We start from the raw sequence: 16,503 nt of genomic DNA on the forward strand, positions 1-16,503 counted from the left end.
TTTTATTTCAGGCGGCGCCGGCCTCATAAAAATCCACGGCGGAATTCAATACCGGTTTCACCACCCCGGCGCGGATCAGATAATCACCGAAATCCTCCCCGTCCGTCCGCGCCTGTGACCAGCGACCGATAAGCTCATCAAGCACCGATAAAATAGCTGCTGAGCTGATATTTTCGCGGTACATGCGCGGAATACGGGTGCCGGTGCGGTTACCACCGAGATGCAGGTTATAGCGATCCGGCGCTTTACCGACCAATCCCACCTCTGACAACATGGCCCTTCCGCAGCCGTTCGGGCAGCCGGTGACCCGCAGAACAATCTCTTCATTCCCCACACCGTGTGAAGACATAATTTTCTCAACCTCTGTGACAAACTCAGGCAGAAAGCGCTCCGCTTCCGCCATTGCCAGCGGACAGGTCGGGAATGACACACAGGCCATGGAATTTTCCCGCAGCGGCGTGACATTATCGCTGATAAGGCCGTGTGCCCGTGCAATGGATTCAATGCGGGATTTTTCCGCCTCCGGAATACCGGCGATAATCAGGTTCTGATTGGCGGTTAACCGGAAATCCCCGCGGTGGATTCTGGCGATTTCCGCCACACCGGTTTTTAACGGCTTACCCGGTAAATCGATCAGACGCCCGTTTTCAACAAACAGCGTCAGATGCCAGTGATCATCAATCCCTTTTAACCAGCCGATCTGGTCACCGCGCAGGGTGAATTCATACGGGCGGATCGGGGCAAACGTGATACCGGCACGCCGTTCGGTTTCCTGTTTAAATGTGTCAACCCCCACCCGCTCCAGCGTGTATTTGGTTTTGGCATTTTTGCGCTCCGTCCGGTTTCCCCAGTCGCGCTGGGTAGTGACTATCGCCTCCGCCACCGCCAGTGTGTCTTTCAGCGGGATAAAACCGAATTCACTGGCGAGACGGGGAAACGTCGCGGTATCTCCGTGGGTCATTGCCAGACCTCCGCCCACCAGCACATTAAAACCCATCAGTTTGCCGTTTTCCTCAATCGCCACAAAGTTCATATCATTAGCGTGTAAATCAACATCATTCAGCGGCGGGATCACCACCGAGGTTTTAAACTTACGCGGCAGATAGGTTTCACCTAAGATCGGTTCCTCATCGGTTGCCGCCACTTTTTCTTTATCCAGCCAGATTTCAGCATAAGCGCGGGTACGGGGCAGCAGATGTTCGGAGATTTTTTTCGCCCATTCATACGCTTCCCGGTGCAGGCCGGACTGAACCGGATTTGAGGTGCAGAGTACATTGCGGTTCACATCATTGGCGGTCGCCAGTGAATCCAGCCCCGCCTCATGCAGCATCTGATGCGCCGGTTTAACATCCCCTTTCAGAATACCGTGGAACTGAAACGTCTGCCGGTTGGTGATCCGGATACTGCCGTACAGCGTCTGCTCTGCGGCGAACTTGTCTATTTTCAGCCACTGTTCCGGGGTGATCACCCCTCCCGGCAGTCGGCAGCGCAGCATCATGGCGTGGCGCGGCTCCAGTTTCTGTTCTGTGCGTTCCGCCCGGATATCGCGGTCATCCTGCTGATACATGCCGTGAAAGCGGATCAGCAGGAAGTTATCCCCCTCAAATCCGCCGGTCAGCCCGTTGCTCAGATCCTCTTTGATGGTGCCGCGCAGATAGTTGCTGTCGCGCTTCATTCTTTCGCTGTCGCTCAGTTTGCCTTCCACGATTAAAGGCCCGTTGTGTTTATCGCTCATTAATAGACATCCCTCTGATACCGGCGCGCTGTGCGCAGCTCACTTAAAAACTCATCGGCTGATTCATGATCCCGGTTACCGTACCGGCTGATGATCGCCAGTAATGCGTCCTCAGTATCACGGGCCATCAGGCCTGCATTACCGCAGACGTAAATATGTGCGCCGTCCTCAATCCAGCGCCACACGTCCGCTCCCTGCTCGCGCAGTTTGTCCTGGACATAGGTTTTCGCCGGTTTATCCCGCGACCAGGCCAGCGAGATATGGGTCAGCACGCCGTCACGGACATAACGCTGCCATTCGGTCTGATACAGAAAATCCTCGGTAAAATGCTGATTGCCGTAGAAAAGCCAGTTTTTACCGGAGGCACCGTCATTTTCCCGCTGCTGCATAAAGGCGCGGAACGGCGCGATACCGGTGCCCGCGCCGATCATAATGACCGGCACATCCGGGTCGGCAGGCAGGCGGAAATTATCATTAGATTCAATGAAAACCCGTACATCCCCGCCCTCCTGTATCTGATCGGCGAGAAACCCGGAAGCCCCGCCGGTCCGCACCCGGCCATCCGTGTCATAACGCACCACGCCGACCGTCAGATGAATTTCATCGTCCGCTTCTGCCTGTGATGATGAGATGGAATAGAGTCTCGGGGTCAGTGGCCGGAGAATATCGGCAAAAGCCTGTGCAGAAGGCCGGGAAGGTGCCTGACGCAGCATTTCCGCGACAGGCGTAGTCTGCGCGTAATGCAGCGCAGCCTGCTTATCACTGATCAGAGCGGATAACACGTCATGCTGTGATAACTGCGCGTATTTGCTGACCGTCACCCCGTTATTCTGTGTAAGCTCCAGATGCCGGATCAATGCCTCGCGCAGGCTGCAGGTATTGCCGGATACCGTGATCTCCGTTGCCGCATCCGCATGCAGCAGGCTGATAATCTCATCCGCCAGTACCGGATCATTCTCAAACCAGACCCCGAGCGCATCACCGGGCTGATAATGCAGACCGGAATCCCCCGCAGAAATTTCAATATGCCGCACATCTTTCAGTGAATTACGACCGGTAATTTTCTGATTAACGGAGAGAGATGCCGTCAGCGGTGCCTCTTTGCTGTAACGGTTTTCAGTGACACTGACCGCCTGAGCGACAGTCTGCAGCGAACTTCCCGCCGTACTGTCCCGCGCTTTCAGCACCTGTGTCAGTGATTCAGTCCACGCCGCTGCCGCTGCCTGATAATCCACATCCGCATCTGTTCTCGGCACAAGTGCGGTTGCACCGGCCTTTGTCAGCTGAGTATCAAAATCGATTCCTGCCTGACAGAATTTTTCGTATGACGAATCCCCCAGCGAGAAAACGGCATACGCTGTTCCGCTGAGATCCGGCCTTTTTGATGAATGCAGATATTTATAAAATGCCACCGCTTCTTCCGGTGGTTCACCGTCCCCCTGAGTAGATGTCACAATAATGACAATCTTCTCCCGGGCAAGTTGCTTATATTTATAGTCCCCGGCGCTTACCAAATTAACCGCGAATTTCTCACTGAGAAAACGCGTTTTTAATTCTTCACACACGCGACGTGCATTACCGGTTTGCGAGGCAGAAATAAGCGTAATAATCTCACGGTCTGTTGTATTTAATGCCGGAGAAATATCTGCCGGTACAGACGTATTTCCCCGTCCCCACAAATAACCGGATAACCAGGCCAGTTGCTGAGAGGTAAAACCTGCTGTTGCTGTCTGCAAAGCCGCAAGCTGCTCCGCAGAAACCGGAAAGACCTGCTCCGGCGGTATCTGTGCTGCCATAATCCCGTTACTCCCGCATTGCTCATTGTGGTTATTATTCCGTTATTTTCCAGGTTATCGCATTACGGCTTATTGAGAATAAGAAAATAAAGCCATAACTCATAACAAAATAATCTGATATATCATGATAATTATTTACCAACCGTATATCTCCGGGTTACACACAGATAAACAATGAATTACGTATAAAAAAATAACGAACCCACCCTTCATTTTAATGAAATAAGGATCTCTGCCGGGAATATTCTTCATTTATAACAAAAAGGAATTTCAATATAAGAAGTAATTCTTTCCCGGAATATATTCCATAACACTAAATAGATAACTATTCGTGACTTCGCAACGGAAGAGAACAATGTCGTTATATCAGCCTCAGAGAAAAAATAAAGTAAAGGTGGTTATCTCTTTGCTGGCAGCACTGGTCATTATCAGCGGGTTTATTTACAGCCAGAAAGCACCGGCACCTCCGGCAACAACGGAAAAACCGGTGGTGATCGCTTATCAGGCGATTATCGACCCCGGTAAAATCGCGCAGGCAAACCATGCCTACGAAGCCGCCACCGGTAAACCGCTCATCTGGAAGAAATTCGACAGCGGTGCGGATGTGCTGACCGCCCTGGCTGCCGGTGAAGCGGATATTGCCAATATGGGATCCGCACCGTTTACTGTTGCCGCCAGCCGCGGACTGCCGGTGGAGGTTTTTTATATTTCCGGCATCCCGGATACCGCCGAAGCACTGATTATCCGCAATGACCGTGATCCGTCCGGCGGACTGGCCGGTAAAAAAATTGCCGTACCCTTTACCTCCACTGCCCATTACAGCCTGCTTGCGACACTGGAGAACCTGAATATTGATGAAAAATCCGTACAGCTGGTCAATCTGCGCCCTGCTGACATTGTCGCGGCATGGGAGAGAGGCGATATTGACGCGGCGTATGTCTGGGAACCGGCCTTAAGTCAGCTGAAAGCCAACGGGCAAATCCTGATTTCCGGTCGCGACGTACGGGCATGGGGTAAACCAACCTATGACCTGTGGGTCGCGGACAGCAACTTTGCCGCACAGCATCCTGATGTGCTGACGCAGTTTGCCGCCGTTACTGACATTGAGGTTCAGTGGTATCAGCGGAATAAAAGTACTATTGCGGACTTTCCTGACATCACAGACAAAATTGCTCAACTGACCGGTGCCCGTCCGGAGGATGTGGCGGGTGTAATGGCGGGTAGTGATTATCCCGCGCTGAAAGAGCAAAAACAGATCCTGACGACCACCCTGGCGGATGATATCCGCAATACCGCACTGTTTTTACAGCAGCAGGGCAGTATTGATTCGGTTAAAGATTCCTATGCCGGCAATATCAATACAGACGCTGTCACCACGGCAGCGGGGAAATAACCATGGCGGATATCGTACTGGAGAACATTGATCTGATTTATCACGGTCAGGCGCAGACAACCTTATCCGGTATTGATTTAACCATTCCGGATAACGGTATTACCGTGATCCTCGGTGCGTCCGGCTGCGGAAAAACATCGTTGCTGAATATTGTCGCCGGTTTTCTGCCGCCCTCCGGCGGAAAAATAACACGGGACGGAAACGAAATCCGGCATCCCGCCTCTGACAGAGCCGTGGTATTTCAGAATGACGCCCTGATGCCCTGGCTGAATGTCTATGAAAATGTCGCACTGGGACTGAAAATTAAAAAACTCGGTAAACAGGAAGAAAAAGCAGTGGTCGAAGAGAATCTGCAAAAAGTCGGATTACTGCATGCCATTACCGATAATATCTGGTCACTGTCCGGCGGAATGCGGCAGCGGGTCGGCATTGCCCGGGCACTGGCTGTAAAGTCTGATTTTATTCTGATGGACGAACCCTTCGGCGCACTCGATGCCGCCAACCGGGAGCAGATGCAAACCTTAATTCTGACCTTGTGGCAAAAACAGCAGAGTGCCTTTTTTATTATCACTCACGATATTGAAGAGGCGCTGTTAATGGCGACGAAGCTGATATTAATGGCACCGTCTCCGGGACGGATAATATCGGAAGAAGAACCCCCGTTTTATCAGCAGTGGTCAGATGGCAGGCCTGTCCGGCAAATTAAATCAGACCCGGCCTTTATTCATCACCGCGACACACTGTCAGACAAAATAATGGCATACCAGCGCGGTTAATTCACCGGTACGGAGTGACATCAATGGCAGATATAAATAAACAGACCCGCTACAGCCGTGTATTTCTCAGTATCGTGAGTTTATCCGTGCTGATTGCCGGCTGGTGGCTGATCACCGCATTTCAGTGGGTTAATCCCCTCTATTTACCCGCCCCGGCTCAGATAGGACACCAGTTTCTGGCGTTATCCGAATCCGGTTATATGAATGCCACGCTGTGGCAGCACCTGGCAGCCAGTCTTGACCGCATGCTCAAAGCGCTGCTTCTGGCGGTTATCACCGGGATCCCGCTGGGCGTACTGATGGGACTGAGTTCCCGGATACGCGGCATACTGGATCCGGTGGTTGAACTGTACCGCCCGGTTCCCCCGCTTGCTTATCTGCCGCTGATCGTGATCTGGTTCGGGATCGGGGAAACCACCAAGATCCTGCTGATCTGGCTGGCGATCCTTGCGCCGGTTCTGATTTCAACAATGCAGGGCATTATGGCTGCGCCGGGAAACCGGATCCGCGCTGTACAGTCTCTGGGGGCAAACCGGCTTCAGGTACTGAGACATGTGATCCTGCCGTCAGCACTGCCGCAGATGCTGACCGGCATCCGGATCGGCCTCGGCGTGGGCTGGTCAACCCTGGTGGCGGCAGAGCTGGTCGCGGCACAGCAGGGACTGGGGTTTATGGTGCAGTCCGCCGCGCAGTTTCTTAACACCGGCATCGTCATCACCGGCATCGCTGTGATTGCCGTGGTGGCGCTGGCCATCGAACTGGCATTGCGTCATTTGCAGCAGGCATTAGTGCCGTGGTACGGCAAAGAATCTTAACTGACAGAGAGGTCATGCATATGGAAATCCAACAGTTAACACCCGCTATCGGCGCACAGGTCGGAGGGATTAACCTGAATAAAACACCGGATGCCGCCACACTGGCTGCATTACAGGATGCGTTACTGGAACATCAGGTGCTGTTTTTCCGTCAGCAGTATATTGAGCCGGAAGCCCAGCGGGACTTTGCCGCCGCGCTGGGTGAGCTGCATATCCATCCGGTTTTTCCTTCCCATAAAGACGTGCGGGAACTGATTGTGCTCGACAGCCATCTTCTGGATCTGAAAGATAACGAATTGTGGCACACCGACGTGACATTTCTCGAAAAACCGGCCATGGGATGTGTGTTATCCGCCGTACAGGTTCCCCCTTTCGGCGGCGATACCCTGTGGGCCAGTCTGACCCGTGCTTATGATGATTTATCACCGCCGTTACAGGCATTTTTATCCGGCCTGACGGCGGAGCATGATATCAGCCTCTCGTTCCCGGACAGCCGCTTTGCGCAGACCGGCGAAGCAAAAGACGCGCTGGAAAAAGCCCGTCGTGATTTCCCGCCGAAACGCCACCCGCTGGTCAGAACCCATCCGGTTACCGGTAAGAAGGGCTTATTTGTAACCGAAGGTTTTACCCGCCGTATCTGTGAATTAAGTCCGGAAGAGAGTGATACATTGCTGACGTTCCTGTTTAAACACAGCACACAGCCGAAATATTTTGTCCGCTGGCACTGGCAGAACGGTGATATGGCCGTCTGGGATAACCGCTGCACCCAGCATCTCGCCAGTTTTGATTACGGCGATTTTCACCGCATTATGCACAGAGCAACCGTGATCGGTGATAAACCGTTTTAAACACCTGTATAACATGACGCAGCCGGCGGCCCGGCGCGTCATGACCGGAAGTGATAAATAACCGCCTGATACCGCACCTGTTTATTTGTACCACATCATAAAATACCGCAATTACCCACATATAATTCGCCCGGATTATGCTATTCTGCCGGGAGTATTTTCTTCCCGTACTCACAACACCGGTTAAGGACTATGTGGTTTAAATTATTGCGCTCCGTTTTTATGGGACTTCTTGTGGCTGCCCTGCTTCTGGTCAGCGTCCCGTCTATTCGCCCGCAATTTGTGACCCAGTGGTTTACGAATCTGTTTAATAATGACGAACCGGTCAGCTACAACAAGGCAGTACGCCGTGCCGCACCTGCCGTGGTCAACGTTTACAGCAGTAGTATGGGCAGCCTCTCCCAGCAGGGCCCCGAGCTGAACTCCCTCGGCTCCGGCGTGATCATGAATGATCAGGGCTACATCCTGACCAACCAGCATGTGATTAAAAATGCCGATCAGATTCTGATCGCACTGCAATACGGCAATTACGGCCGCCTGTATGAAGGTATGCTGATTGGTGCGGATGATCTGACTGACCTCGCGGTGCTGAAAATCAATACCACCGATAAACTGCCGGTGATCCCGATCAACCCGAAACGTCAGTCCCATGTGGGTGATGTGGTGCTGGCAATCGGTAACCCGTTTAATGTCGGACAAACGGTCAATCAGGGCATTATCAGTGCAATGGGCCGTGTCGGGCTGAGTCCGACCCGCCGCCAGAATTTTCTCCAGACTGATGCTTCGATTATGGCCGGTAACTCCGGCGGTGCCCTCGTCAATACTGAGGGCGAGTTAGTCGGCATCAATACCATGTCTTACGACAGCAACGATCCGTCACGGATGAGTGACAGCATCGGGCTGGCGATCCCCGCAGAGCTTGCCCTGCGCATTATGAATAAACTGATAAAAGACGGCCGTGTGATCCGGGGCTACATTGGTATCACTTCCAAAGAGCTGCCACCGATCCGGACTAACAACAGTGATATCAATCAGATAACCGGTCTGCGGGTCTTTCAGGTTGCCCGTGACGGCCCGGCAGATAAAGGCGGGATTCAGGTCGGGGATATCATCACCAGCGTCAATAACAAGCCAAGCACCTCACCACTGGAAATGATGGATCAGGTGGCGGAACTGAGCCCGGGCAGTGTTGTGCCGGTCACCCTGTTACGCAATGGCCAGATGCGGTCTGTCGATGTGACCATCGAAGAGTTCACTCCCTCCCCCGGCGGACAGGAATAAGGCACAAAAAAAGAGCGGATATCCGCTCTTTTCTGTTTATCACTTATATCAGGGAATTACTCTGCTGAATGAATACGTTCGATATCCGCACCCAGGCCGCGTAATTTCTCTTCAATATGCTCATAACCGCGATCGATATGATAAATACGATCAACGATTGTGGTGCCTTCCGCGATACAACCCGCCAGTACCAGGCTTGCAGATGCACGCAGATCGGTCGCCATCACCTGAGCACCGGACAGTTTTTCCACACCGTGACACAGCACCGAATTACTCTCGATTTCCGCGTGTGCGCCCATACGGATCAGTTCCGGAATGTGCATAAAGCGGTTTTCAAAGATGGTTTCCGTGATCATGCCGGATCCTTCCGCCACCAGGTTCAGCAGGCTGAATTGCGCCTGCATATCTGTCGGGAAACCCGGATGCGGCGCGGTACGGAAGGTGACTGCTTTCGGACGCTGCCCTTTCATATCCAGGCTTATCCAGTCGTCACCGGTTTTGATTTCCGCCCCGGCTTCGCGCAGCTTGGCCAGCACAGCATCCAGTGTATCCGGCTTGGCGTTACGGCACAGAATTTTACCGCGTGAAACCGCTGCAGCGATCAGGAAGGTCCCGGTTTCAATACGATCCGGCACAACGGTGTGAGAGCCGCCGCCGAGGCGTTCAACACCTTCAATCACCACGTGATCAGTCCCTGCACCGGTGATTTTCGCACCCAGTGCATTCAGGAATGCAGCGGTGTCTTCAATTTCCGGTTCACGGGCCGCGTTTTCGATAATGGTTTTGCCTTTCGCCAGGGCCGCCGCACACATAATAGTGATGGTGGCACCCACGCTGACTTTATCCATCACGATAGTGTTGCCGGTCAGACGACCATCCACTTCCGCTTTGACATACCCTTCATCGAGGGTGATTTTCGCCCCTAACTGCTCTAAGCCGGTGATATGCAAATCAACCGGACGGGCGCCGATAGCACAGCCGCCCGGCAGAGAAACCTGACCGTGACCAAAACGGGCCACCAGCGGCCCCAGCGCCCAGATGGACGCGCGCATGGTTTTGACCAGATCATAAGGCGCACAATATTCATTAATCGCAGAGGCATCCACACGCAGTGTGGTTCCTTTGCGCTCAATTTTGGCACCCAGCCGCGTTAACAGCTTCACAGAGGTGTCGATATCCCGCAGTTCCGGCACATTGTGTAACTCAACCGGCTCTTCCGCCAGAATTGCCGCGAACAGGATAGGCAATGCTGCATTTTTTGCCCCTGAGATAGTCACTTCGCCCTGAAGAACGGAAGGACCTTTTACCCGAAATTTATCCATCTGTAGACACTCTCATTATCATTAATTGCTGCCGCGTGACTTGTCACTGCATTGTCAGCCGCCGCGGTTACAGCCCGCTCAGTTTACGATCCCGTTCCCACTGAGCCGGGGTATAGGCTTTGATAGACAACGCGTGGATACGGTTATCGGCAATATATTCCATCAGCGGCGCATACACGGCCTGCTGCTGTTTAACGCGGCTCATGCCGTCAAAAAGATCGCCGACAGCGATCACCTGAAAATGGCTGCCGTCACCGGTCACAATTGCGTCAGTAAGTGCTAACTTATCCATCAGCACCTGTTTGATTTCATTCGTATCCATAATTTCTCAAATTGGTTATCAGATTGTGTGTTATAGGCACTATCGTAATCGAATATGCCCCGCTCTTAAACCATTAAAAATGCCTCCGGCTGTGCGGTCACCTGAGTGACATAACCGGAGGCAGTTACCTTACGGAAAATAACGGCAAATAAGTATCTGTCCTGCCGTTATTTACATTATTTTTAATTCACGCGTTCTGACTGAATTCGAACTCAACACTGTAGAGTGACATCAGCATCTGCAAGTTAGCGCTTACTCCGGATAACACAAACGGTGCTTCCGGACGCTCTCCCCGCAGACGGACCAGCATAGCCAGCCCGGCGGAATCCACATGACTGAGACCGGAAACATCCACCGTCTGCACGGCGTTCATCTGCTGCTGACGTGCATTCCAGAACGACAGCAGTGTATCGCGATCCAGTTCCCCGTTCAGGGCGAGGGTTTCACCCTGTTTTTCCCACGTCAGCGCAGCCGTCATTATTTCTGATCCAGGGTAATCGGGGTTTTCGCACTGCGCTCAAGCTCCGCAGTCAGACCATCAACCCCTTTCTGACGCAGAATAGAGGCCCACTCATTTTGTTTGGTGGTAATCATACTCACGCCTTCAGCAATCATGTCATACGCCTGCCAGTGACCGGTTTTGGTATTTTTACGCCACTGGAAATCCAGACGGATTGGCGGACGCCCGCCCGGCTCGGTCAGTGTCACACGGATAGCCACGATGGTTTTATCACCCAGCGGCTGTGCCGGATCAATCTGATAAGTCTGGTTGGTGTACATTGCCAGTGCCTGGCCGTATGCCTGGGCCAGATACGCCTCAAAGGCTTTGAAATAGGCGTCGCGCTGTGCCGGTGTCGCATCTTTGTAGTAAGAACCTAACACCAGCGCACCGGCGTATTTGATCTGCACATACGGCAGTAATTCTTCCTGAACCACGGTGCGCAGATAGTCCGGATTCTGCCGGATTTGCGCCTGGTCTGCTTTCAGACGGCTGAAGGTTTTCGCCGCCGCATCATTCATCAGTGTATACGGGTTTGTCTGGTCAACAGCGCCGGCAAACGGGGCTATCACCACCAGCATTGCCGCTATCAGTAAACGCTTAAACATAATCAACTCCTGATTAATCACCGGCACTTTCCGCCGTGAAGGTGTCTTCGGTAAACAGTATTATGCAGGATGTCCGCCCCTGCGGGCAAAAACATCCGCTTTTACATTACTTTTCGTATCAGTGCTGTGCAGCCGGTGCCGCTTCCGGGGTATTCCCCCCTTCGCCGTCACCGCTCTTATACAGGAACTGACCGATTAAATCTTCCAGCACCATCGCTGGTTTGGTGTCCTGAATACGGCTGCCGTCTTTCAGCATTTCAGTCATCGGCAGATCCGGGTCTGTTGTATTCTCAAACCCTTTACTGAGTGCCAGATACTGCTCACCCAGCAGACCGGAGGTACGGATAGACAACGAACTGGTGTCCGGAATCTGGTCATACTGGCTGTAGATGTCCAGCGTCACTTCCGGTTTATAGTCCTTGTCCAGACGGATGTCATTGACGCGGCCAATCACCACACCGCCGATTTTTACCGGTGAACGGGCCTGCAGGCCGCCGATATCATCAAAGGTGGCAGATACGCGGTAGGTTTTTTCGCTGCCGACAGAGCGGATATCCGCCACTTTCAGTGCCAGGAAGATAATCGCCGCAATGGCAATTAAGACGAAAAGCCCGACCCAAACTTCATTTTTCTTGCTTTGCATTGTTTAATTCCCGAACATCAGTGCCGTAAGCACAAAATCTAACCCTAACACGGCAAGCGATGAATGAACGACCGTGCGTGTTGTTGCCCGACTAATCCCTTCAGACGTCGGAATAGCGTCATACCCGTTATACAGGGCAATCCAGGTGACGGTGAAGGCGAAAACCACACTCTTGTAAATGCAGTTCATCACATCTTTCTGCCAGTCCACATTGGCCTGCATGGAAGCCCAGTAGAACCCTTCATCGATCCCTTTCCAGTCCACCCCGACCATGACCCCGCCAAGAATACCCACGGCGACAAAAATCATGGATAACAGCGGCATACTGATCAAACCCGCCCAGAAACGCGGTGCGATCACACGGCGCAGCGGATCGACCGCCATCATTTCCAGGCTGGATAACTGTTCTGTGGCTTTCATCAGCCCGATTTCTGCTGTCAGTGCGGAACCGGCGCGTCCGGCAAACAGCAGTGCGGTCACCACCGGCCCCAGTTCACGCAGCAGCGACAGCGCCACCATCATGCCGAGGCTGGCTTCCGCACTGAAGGTTTTCAGAACCAGATATCCCTGTAAGGCCAGAACCATCCCGATAAACAGCCCGGACACTGAAATAATCAGCAGGGACTGCACACCGACGCTGTACAGCTGCTTGCGCAGCAGCGGCCACTGCCGGGCAAACTGCGGTTTGCCGAACAGCGCACGGAACAGCATGTATCCTGACCGCCCGAAAGACGCGCATGTCGCTAACGCGCGGCGTCCCAAAGCAGCAAGTGCCTGTGTCAACATGTCTCGTTTATCCTAATAAATCTGATTGGTAATCACCCGCCGGATAGCGGAAAGGAACCGGCCCGTCAGCGATACCATCCAGGAACTGGCGCACACGCGGTTCGGTGTTCTCCTGCAACTCTTCTGCGGTACCCTGCGCGATAACGGACTGCTCCGCGACAATATAGGCCTTATCCGCAATACTGAGCACTTCCGGCACATCGTGAGAAACCACAACGCAGGTTACACCCAGCGACTGATTGAGTTCATCAATCAGTTTTACCAGCACACCCATGGTAATCGGATCCTGGCCGACAAATGGTTCATCAAACAGGATAAGATCCGGATCCAGTGCAATGGCCCGCGCCAGTGCCGCACGGCGCGCCATCCCGCCGGAGAGTTCAGACGGCATCAGGTTTGCCGCCCCCCGTAAACCGACCGCTTCCAGTTTCATCATCACGGTTGTCCGGATCAGGGATTCCGGCAGCCGGGTATGTTCACGCAGCGGGAACGCCACGTTGTCATAGACTGTCATATCGGTAAATAACGCCCCGGACTGAAACAGCATGCTCATTTTACGGCGCGACTGATACAGTTTGCTGCGGGAGAGTGCCGGGATATTATCACCGTCAAACCAGATTTCACCGCTGTCCGGGCGCAGTTGCCCGCCGATCAGACGCAACAGCGTTGTTTTCCCGATCCCGGACGGCCCCATAATCGCGGTCACTTTGCCGCGCGGCACATCCAGGCTGATATCATTAAACAGCATGCGCGAACCGCGCCGGAAACACATGTTCCGGATCTCAATAATATTTTCCGTCTGTCGGTTCATGACCTCACAACCTTAACGTTATGTTTTTCGTGTTTTTACAACACATACAGGACTGACCCATCATAATATAAAAAAATCCGGCAGTTTTCGCCTTTAAATGCGGGTGTTACTGTCTGAATTATTTATCCCCCCTGAGTAACGGGACATAAACAGCGTGATACACAAGTATATCAGCATTTAACATTAACGCTCTGCCGGGTACAAAACGTCTGTTTTACTTTTGCGTCTCAGCCCGTACAATACCCTCAATTTCCCGCATTTCATTATTTCTGACTGTTTTTCAGCCCGGAGGAGAGCCATGTTACTCACCAGCATCCTTTTACTGACCGGGCTGATTCTGCTGGTTTATGCCTCTGACCGGATTGTGTACGGTGCCGCGGTATTTTCCCGCGCGCTCGGCATCTCCCCGTTTATCACCGGTATTCTGGTGGCCGGTCCCGGCACATCGCTGCCGGAACTGCTGACCTCCGCCGGTGCGGTGCTTGAAGGGCAGCCGGATCTGGCGCTCGGCACTATTATCGGTTCCAATATTATCAATTTACTGCTGATTGCCGGGCTTGCCGCCCTTATCCGTCCGCTGAGTGTGCAGTCTGCGGTACTGCGCCGTGAGCTTCCGCTGATGCTGGCGGTGATGGCGCTGTTCGGGTTGTTTATCTGGTCCGGCGGTATCACGCGGGTTCAGGGCGGGTTTCTGGTGCTTGCGGGGCTCGCCAGTCTCTGGCTGGTGGTGAAAATTGCCGCAATGGCGCGGCGTGATCAGTATGACGGCTTCACGACTGAACAAAACCATGAACTGCCGCAGGAAAATAATTTACCGGTTGCTTTATTGTGGCTGGTCGCCGGATTGCTGATTATGCCGGTAGCGGTCCGGATTGTGATCGATAACGCCTCTGCCTTCACCCGCTATGCGGAGATCAGCGGGCGTATCACCGGGCTGACTATCCTGGCTATCGGTACCAGTCTGCCGGAGCTGTGCACCACGATTGCGGCGGCAGTCAAAGGTGAAAAAGATATCGCGCTGGGGAACCTTATCGGCGCGACACTGTTTAATACCACGGTCGTGGCGGGGATCCCGGCGCTGTTAGCCACTGCGCCGATGGCGGCAGACCGTTTTATGACCGATTTCGCCGTGATGTTCGCCGCCGGTGTGTTATTTATTTTCTTCGCGGCCGGACGGAACCAGCGGCTGAACCGGCTGAAAGGCATTATTCTGCTCAGCGCGTTCACCGCCTGGCTGATAAGTCTTTTTACCGGCTGATAAGCGTCAGCCATGAATACACAGACAGATACTGAAAGTGAGAAAAAACTGATGTCCCGAACTGATTTTCAACTAACAGGTAAACGTGTCCTCCGGATTGAACGTGAAGGCCTCGCGTCACTCGAGCAGTATATTAATGATGATTTCGATAAAGCCTGTGAACTGATATTCCGCTGTGAAGGTAAAGTGATCATCATGGGAATGGGAAAATCCGGTCATATCGGTCATAAAATGGCCGCGACATTTGCCAGCACCGGCACCTCCTCCTTCTTTGTGCATCCGGGCGAAGCCGCGCACGGCGACCTGGGAATGGTCACAAAGAAAGATGTGGTTATCGCGATTTCAAACTCCGGTGAATCCTCAGAAATTCAGGCGCTGATCCCGGTTATCAAACGTCAGAACATCCCGCTTATCTGCATGACCGGCAACCCGGACAGTACCATGGGAAAAGCAGCGGATGTCCATCTGTGTATTAAAGTTCCGCAGGAAGCCTGTCCGCTCGGTCTTGCGCCGACCACCAGCACCACCGCCACGCTGGTGATGGGTGACGCGCTGGCGATTGCCTTATTGCAGGCCCGCGGCTTTACCGCTGAAGATTTTGCCCTCTCGCATCCGGGCGGCGCGCTCGGCCGTAAACTGCTGTTACTGGTTTCCGACCTGATGAACACCGGGGATGATATCCCGCATGTGCCGAAAACCGCCTCACTGCGCGAAGCACTGGTGGAAATCACCCGTAAAAAACTGGGCATGACCGTGATTTGTGATGATGACATGATTATTCAGGGCATTTTCACTGACGGTGACCTGCGCCGGATTTTCGATGCGGGCACCGACCTCAATAACTGCCGGATTGCCGATGTGATGACCCCGGGCGGGATCCGCATCAAAGCCAATACCCTGGCGGTTGAGGCACTGAATTTAATGCAGTCCCGTCATATCACCTCTTTATTAGTCACAGAAGGTGATAAACTGCTCGGCGTACTGCATATGCATGATCTGCTCCAGGCCGGGGTGGTATAAGGACTGACGATGACACAAATTACCACCATTGACACCTGCTATGGCCCGATAGCGCAAACAGTATTGGAAAAAGCCGCTAAAATACGGCTTCTTATCTGTGATGTGGACGGCGTGATGTCTGACGGCCTGATTTATCAGGGCAACAGCGGTGAAGAACTGAAGGCATTTAATGTCCGTGACGGCTACGGTATCCGCTGCCTGCTGACCTCCGGCGTAGAAGTGGCTATAATTACCGGCCGCAACGCAAAATTACTGGAAGATCGGGCCAATACACTCGGCATTACACATCTTTACCAGGGACAGAGCGATAAGCTTTTGGCGTATCACGAACTATTAGCTAAACTGGCGCTTCGCCCCGGCGACGTCGCCTATATCGGCGATGACCTGATTGACTGGCCGGTTATGGCAGAGGTCGGCTTATCCGCCGCAGTGGCGGATGCCCACCCGTTATTGTTACCCAAAGCGGATTATGTTACACAGATTGCAGGCGGCCGCGGCGCTGTCCGCGAATTGTGTGATCTGATTCTGCTGGCACAAAATAACCTGGATGCGGCGAAAGGCCTGTCCGTCTGAAAAGTATTTTATTGGTT

General features: G+C 53.2%; 17 protein-coding genes. 8 read left to right on the forward strand and 9 right to left on the reverse strand.

The window, feature by feature from the left end; genetic code table 11:
- Window positions 1-7: 7 nt before the first annotated feature.
- Entirely contained in the window at window positions 8-1,735 is a 1,728-nt protein-coding gene (gene cysI / locus ACF8OF_RS10415) for an assimilatory sulfite reductase (NADPH) hemoprotein subunit (protein ID WP_392496539.1), read from the reverse strand.
- The gene (cysJ, locus tag ACF8OF_RS10420) at window positions 1,735-3,531 is read right to left on the reverse strand and encodes an NADPH-dependent assimilatory sulfite reductase flavoprotein subunit (RefSeq protein WP_392496540.1); all 1,797 of its coding nucleotides are present in this window, start codon (window positions 3,529-3,531) and stop codon (window positions 1,735-1,737) included. Before cysJ ends, cysI begins: the two co-directional genes overlap by 1 nt.
- Before the next feature lie 355 nt (window positions 3,532-3,886).
- On the opposite strand from cysJ, the gene ACF8OF_RS10425 reads away from it, so the two are divergent.
- From ACF8OF_RS10425 to degS, 5 genes are all read left to right on the forward strand, one after another.
- Entirely contained in the window at window positions 3,887-4,924 is a 1,038-nt protein-coding gene (locus tag ACF8OF_RS10425) for a glycine betaine ABC transporter substrate-binding protein (RefSeq protein ID WP_279797799.1), read from the forward strand.
- A gap of 2 nt (window positions 4,925-4,926) precedes the next feature.
- Window positions 4,927-5,700, forward strand: a complete 774-nt coding sequence (locus ACF8OF_RS10430) for a taurine ABC transporter ATP-binding protein (protein WP_262867896.1) — start codon at window positions 4,927-4,929, stop codon at window positions 5,698-5,700.
- A 23-nt stretch (window positions 5,701-5,723) separates the two neighbouring features.
- Complete coding sequence (tauC, locus tag ACF8OF_RS10435) at window positions 5,724-6,515, forward strand: taurine ABC transporter permease TauC (protein ID WP_392496542.1); 792 nt, start codon at window positions 5,724-5,726, stop codon at window positions 6,513-6,515.
- 20 nt (window positions 6,516-6,535) lie between these two features.
- Complete coding sequence (gene tauD, locus ACF8OF_RS10440) at window positions 6,536-7,363, forward strand: taurine dioxygenase (protein WP_279797793.1); 828 nt, start codon at window positions 6,536-6,538, stop codon at window positions 7,361-7,363.
- A gap of 192 nt (window positions 7,364-7,555) precedes the next feature.
- Window positions 7,556-8,644, forward strand: coding sequence for an outer membrane-stress sensor serine endopeptidase DegS (degS, locus tag ACF8OF_RS10445; RefSeq protein WP_262860983.1), 1,089 nt, complete (start codon window positions 7,556-7,558; stop codon window positions 8,642-8,644).
- Between the two features lie 56 nt (window positions 8,645-8,700).
- Here the strand turns inward: degS and murA are convergent, their stop codons facing one another.
- The 7 genes from murA to mlaF all read right to left on the reverse strand — a co-directional run bounded on the left by murA (window position 8,701) and on the right by mlaF (window position 13,635).
- Complete coding sequence (gene murA / locus ACF8OF_RS10450; RefSeq protein ID WP_262882680.1) at window positions 8,701-9,966, reverse strand: UDP-N-acetylglucosamine 1-carboxyvinyltransferase; 1,266 nt, start codon at window positions 9,964-9,966, stop codon at window positions 8,701-8,703.
- A 67-nt stretch (window positions 9,967-10,033) separates the two neighbouring features.
- A complete protein-coding gene (gene ibaG / locus ACF8OF_RS10455; protein ID WP_004236327.1) occupies window positions 10,034-10,288 on the reverse strand; it encodes a BolA family iron metabolism protein IbaG in 255 nt (84 codons plus the stop codon).
- 187 nt (window positions 10,289-10,475) lie between these two features.
- The gene (mlaB, locus tag ACF8OF_RS10460) at window positions 10,476-10,766 is read right to left on the reverse strand and encodes a lipid asymmetry maintenance protein MlaB (protein ID WP_262867898.1); all 291 of its coding nucleotides are present in this window, start codon (window positions 10,764-10,766) and stop codon (window positions 10,476-10,478) included.
- Complete coding sequence (gene mlaC, locus ACF8OF_RS10465) at window positions 10,766-11,395, reverse strand: phospholipid-binding protein MlaC (protein WP_025151837.1); 630 nt, start codon at window positions 11,393-11,395, stop codon at window positions 10,766-10,768. The genes mlaB and mlaC overlap by 1 nt, the downstream gene beginning before the upstream one ends.
- 118 nt (window positions 11,396-11,513) lie before the next feature.
- Window positions 11,514-12,038: an outer membrane lipid asymmetry maintenance protein MlaD gene (mlaD, locus tag ACF8OF_RS10470; protein ID WP_024474518.1), complete on the reverse strand. Its 525-nt coding sequence runs from the start codon at window positions 12,036-12,038 to the stop codon at window positions 11,514-11,516.
- Between the two features lie 3 nt (window positions 12,039-12,041).
- Complete coding sequence (gene mlaE, locus ACF8OF_RS10475) at window positions 12,042-12,824, reverse strand: lipid asymmetry maintenance ABC transporter permease subunit MlaE (RefSeq protein WP_015422977.1); 783 nt, start codon at window positions 12,822-12,824, stop codon at window positions 12,042-12,044.
- Between the two features lie 7 nt (window positions 12,825-12,831).
- Window positions 12,832-13,635 carry a phospholipid ABC transporter ATP-binding protein MlaF gene (mlaF, locus tag ACF8OF_RS10480; protein WP_025151838.1) on the reverse strand — a complete coding sequence of 268 codons (804 nt, stop codon included), beginning with the start codon at window positions 13,633-13,635 and terminating at the stop codon, window positions 12,832-12,834.
- A gap of 298 nt (window positions 13,636-13,933) precedes the next feature.
- Here mlaF and ACF8OF_RS10485 point away from each other — a divergent pair, with 298 nt between their 5' ends.
- From ACF8OF_RS10485 to kdsC, 3 genes are read left to right on the forward strand one after another with little or no spacing between them, the layout of a single operon-like run.
- Window positions 13,934-14,893 carry a calcium/sodium antiporter gene (locus ACF8OF_RS10485; RefSeq protein ID WP_274369667.1) on the forward strand — a complete coding sequence of 320 codons (960 nt, stop codon included), beginning with the start codon at window positions 13,934-13,936 and terminating at the stop codon, window positions 14,891-14,893.
- 51 nt (window positions 14,894-14,944) lie between these two features.
- The gene (gene kdsD, locus ACF8OF_RS10490; protein ID WP_025151840.1) at window positions 14,945-15,913 is read left to right on the forward strand and encodes an arabinose-5-phosphate isomerase KdsD; all 969 of its coding nucleotides are present in this window, start codon (window positions 14,945-14,947) and stop codon (window positions 15,911-15,913) included.
- A gap of 9 nt (window positions 15,914-15,922) precedes the next feature.
- On the forward strand, window positions 15,923-16,486 hold the full coding sequence (gene kdsC / locus ACF8OF_RS10495) for a 3-deoxy-manno-octulosonate-8-phosphatase KdsC (protein WP_392496545.1): 564 nt from the start codon (window positions 15,923-15,925) through the stop codon (window positions 16,484-16,486).
- Window positions 16,487-16,503: the final 17 nt, after the last annotated feature.

The organism is Morganella sp. TYF_1, from assembly GCF_043105645.1.
GTDB classification, from domain to species: domain Bacteria; phylum Pseudomonadota; class Gammaproteobacteria; order Enterobacterales; family Enterobacteriaceae; genus Morganella; species Morganella morganii_B.